Origin of the sequence: Pseudomonas sp. BN417 (assembly GCF_029871205.1) — a bacterium.
Lineage (GTDB): Bacteria > Pseudomonadota > Gammaproteobacteria > Pseudomonadales > Pseudomonadaceae > Metapseudomonas.
The window spans coordinates 1-3,772 of sequence record NZ_SSOJ01000032.1; the positions used below are offsets into that span (position 1 = coordinate 1).

At 64.8% G+C, this 3,772-nt stretch carries 2 protein-coding genes; one reads left to right on the forward strand and one right to left on the reverse strand.

Annotation, left to right across the window (positions count from 1 at the left end; genetic code table 11):
• Window positions 1–235 precede the first annotated feature (235 nt).
• Window positions 236–712 carry a DUF1289 domain-containing protein gene (locus tag E8F11_RS02370; RefSeq protein ID WP_280287206.1) on the reverse strand — a complete coding sequence of 159 codons (477 nt, stop codon included), beginning with the start codon at window positions 710–712 and terminating at the stop codon, window positions 236–238.
• A gap of 400 nt (window positions 713–1,112) precedes the next feature.
• Here E8F11_RS02370 and acnB point away from each other — a divergent pair, with 400 nt between their 5' ends.
• The gene (gene acnB / locus E8F11_RS02375) at window positions 1,113–3,722 is read left to right on the forward strand and encodes a bifunctional aconitate hydratase 2/2-methylisocitrate dehydratase (protein WP_280287207.1); all 2,610 of its coding nucleotides are present in this window, start codon (window positions 1,113–1,115) and stop codon (window positions 3,720–3,722) included.
• The last annotated feature ends 50 nt before the right edge of the window (window positions 3,723–3,772 follow it).

Sequence of the window (3,772 nt, forward strand, 5' to 3'; positions counted from 1 at the left end):
CCCCGGCGCGACGCTGGAGCGAGGGAACCCGGCGCAGCCGGGCCGGATGCTGGGGCAAGCGCTTTTGGTTACTTTTCTGGCGACTGAGAAAAGTGACTCGCCGGGAGGCGAAACCGAGACTCGAAGCCCACTCGGCAATGAGCCGAACGAAAAGACTCCAAGCCCCCTCACACCGGATTACCAATCCGGCGTGAGCCCCATTCCCCGGTAATCCGTGAAGAACCTTTTCATGGCGTCAAACGCGGATTTCCATGCCTTCGAGCAGGAAGCGCGGCGCGATGTAGCGTTCGTAGTGAGCTTCGGACAAGAGGAAGAATTCCCGATCAATGGCCTCGCGCAGGTCGGGCAGCGCCCAGCCGCGAAACTCGGGGAGCAGCGCGATACCGTAGGCATCCAGCCGATTGATCATGCGCGATGCCCGCGCGATCAGCTGATAGGCCCAGCAATAGTGGGACTGTTCGGGCACGAAGCGCACCTGGTGCTGCTCCAGTTGGGCACGCAGCCGCACCGGCTCGAAGACTTCCAGTTTGGCGGCCATCACCTGCACCAGGAGGATTTCCAGGCGCCGCCAGACGGCGCGCTTCTCTTCCTCGTTATAGAGGTTCCAGTTCACCACCTCGTGGTGGAAGCGCTTGCAACCGCGGCACACCAGGTCGCCGTAGACAGTGGAGCAGAGGCCGACGCAAGGCGTCTTGATGCGCTGGTTGGACATGCTGGAAACGGATTCGGCAGGTGAAACAGACGGGCATCTTAGCCCTTTGTCTAATCGGGGTCACCCTCAGGGAAATGGGGTTTTTGTCTTAACTTTGCCAAGCCTTTCCATTAGAATCACCGCGCCATTTAAGGCGCCGATATCCGTTGGAAGCTGTTTTCAAAGCGTCACGAGCACAGTTCATCCGGCAGGAAACAATGGCGCCGGGCATCCCGCCAGGGGTGTCCGCCGCCAACCCTCATCAGGTCTTCCTTCCGGCGTAAAACTTTGAAAACAGCTTCTCGATGGAGGCCGCCGAAACCTTGGCCAGACAGCCCAAAAAGCTGTGCGGCGCATGCGTTCGACGGATTCCTGGATGAGCGCCCTGGACGATTCCAGGGCCACTGATGAGGGTAAAACTGTGCTTGAAGCCTATCGCAAACACGTAGAAGAGCGTGCCGCCCAGGGTGTCGTGCCCCAGCCGCTGAACGCCGAACAAACCGCAGGCCTGGTCGAGCTGCTGAAGAACCCGCCGGCCGGCGAAGAAGCCTTCCTCCTCGACCTGATCACCAACCGTGTGCCGCCGGGCGTCGACGAAGCCGCCTACGTCAAAGCCGGTTTCCTCTCCGCCGTCGCCAAGGGCGAAGCCAGCTCCCCGCTGATCAGCAAGGCGCGCGCCACCGAACTGCTGGGCACCATGCAAGGCGGCTACAACATCGCCACCCTGGTCGAGCTGCTGGACAGCGCCGAGCTGGCCACCACCGCCGCCGAGCAACTGAAGCACACCCTGCTGATGTTCGACGCCTTCCATGACGTTGCCGAGCGCGCCAAAAAGGGCAATGCCGCCGCCAAGGCCGTGCTGCAGTCCTGGGCCGACGGCGAGTGGTTCCAGGCCAAGCCGGCCGTCGCCGAGAAGATCACCCTGACCGTGTTCAAGGTCCCCGGCGAAACCAACACCGACGACCTGTCCCCTGCCCCGGACGCCTGGTCCCGCCCCGACATCCCGCTGCACGCCCTGGCCATGCTGAAAATGGCCCGCGACGGCATCGAGCCGATCCAGCCGGGCTCCGTCGGCCCGCTGCAGCAGATCGAAGCGGTCAAGGCCAAGGGCTTCCCGGTCGCCTACGTCGGTGACGTGGTCGGTACCGGTTCCTCGCGCAAGTCCGCCACCAACTCGGTGCTGTGGTTCTTCGGCGACGACATCCCCTTCGTGCCGAACAAGCGCGCCGGTGGCTTCTGCTTCGGCAACAAGATCGCGCCGATCTTCTACAACACCATGGAAGACGCCGGTGCCCTGCCGATCGAATTCGATGTCGCCAACCTGGCCATGGGCGATGTGATCGACGTCTATCCCTACGCCGGGAAAGTCTGCCGCCATGGCAGTGAGGAACTGCTGGCCAGCTTCGAGCTGAAGACCCCGGTCCTGCTTGACGAAGTCCGCGCCGGCGGCCGTATCCCGCTGATCATCGGCCGCGGCCTGACCGAGAAGGCCCGTGCCGAACTGGGCCTGGGCGCCTCCGACCTGTTCAAGATGCCGGAATCCCCGGCCGACAGCGGCAAGGGCTTCACCCTGGCGCAGAAGATGGTCGGCCGCGCCTGCGGTCTGCCGGAAGGCCAGGGCGTGCGCCCGGGCACCTACTGCGAGCCGAAGATGACCACCGTCGGGTCCCAGGACACCACCGGCCCGATGACCCGCGACGAGCTGAAAGACCTCGCCTGCCTCGGCTTCTCCGCCGACCTGGTGATGCAGTCCTTCTGCCACACCGCCGCCTATCCGAAGCCGATCGACGTCAACACCCACCACACCCTGCCGGACTTCATCAAGACCCGCGGCGGCGTGTCCCTGCGTCCGGGCGACGGCATCATCCACAGCTGGCTGAACCGCATGCTGCTGCCGGACACCGTCGGCACCGGCGGTGACTCGCACACCCGCTTCCCGATCGGCATCTCCTTCCCGGCCGGCTCCGGCCTGGTGGCCTTCGCCGCCGCCACCGGCGTGATGCCGCTGGACATGCCGGAATCGGTACTGGTGCGCTTCAAGGGCAAGATGCAGCCCGGGATCACCCTGCGTGACCTGGTGCATGCCATCCCCTACTACGCCATCCAGGCTGGCCTCTTGACCGTCGAGAAGAAGGGCAAGAAGAACATCTTCTCCGGCCGCATCCTCGAGATCGAAGGCCTCAACGAGCTGACCGTCGAGCAGGCCTTCGAGCTGTCCGACGCCTCCGCCGAGCGTTCCGCTGCCGGTTGCACCATCAAGCTGCCGGAAGCGGCCATCGCCGAGTACCTGCGCTCCAACATCACCCTGCTGCGCTGGATGATCGGCGAAGGCTACGGCGACGCCCGCACCCTGGAGCGCCGCGCCCAGGCCATGGAAGCCTGGCTGGCCCAGCCGAACCTGCTGCACGCCGACGCCGACGCCGAATACGCCGCGGTCATCGAGATCGACCTGGCCGACGTGAAAGAGCCCGTGCTCTGCGCGCCGAACGACCCGGACGATGCCCGTCTGCTGTCCAGCGTGGCCGGCGACAAGATCGACGAAGTGTTCATCGGCTCCTGCATGACCAACATCGGGCACTTCCGCGCCGCCGGCAAGCTGCTGGACAAGGTCAAGGGCGGTATCCCGACCCGCCTGTGGCTGGCCCCGCCGACCAAGATGGACGCCCACCAGCTGACCGAGGAAGGCTACTACGGCATCTACGGCAAGGCCGGTGCGCGCATGGAAATGCCGGGGTGCTCGCTGTGCATGGGCAACCAGGCCCGCGTGCAGACCGGTGCCACCGTGGTCTCCACCTCCACCCGCAACTTCCCCAACCGCCTGGGCGACGCCACCAACGTCTACCTGGCCTCCGCCGAGCTGGCGGCCGTTGCCTCGATCCTGGGCAAACTGCCGAGCGTCGAGGAGTACATGGGCTACGCGAAGAACATCGACAGCATGGCGGCCGATATCTACCGCTACCTGTCCTTCGACCATATCGCCGAGTACAAGGAAGCGGCTGCCAACGCCAAGATTCCGCTGGTCCAGGCCTAAGGCCCCCGCGGTAACTCGGTAACGAAGAAGCCCCGCCTAGTGCGGGGCTT

Bases quoted from the DNA above. Each gene is read 5' to 3' on its own strand.
- E8F11_RS02370 (WP_280287206.1), bottom strand. From the start codon at position 712: ATGTCCAACCAGCGCATCAAGACGCCTTGCGTCGGCCTCTGCTCCACT.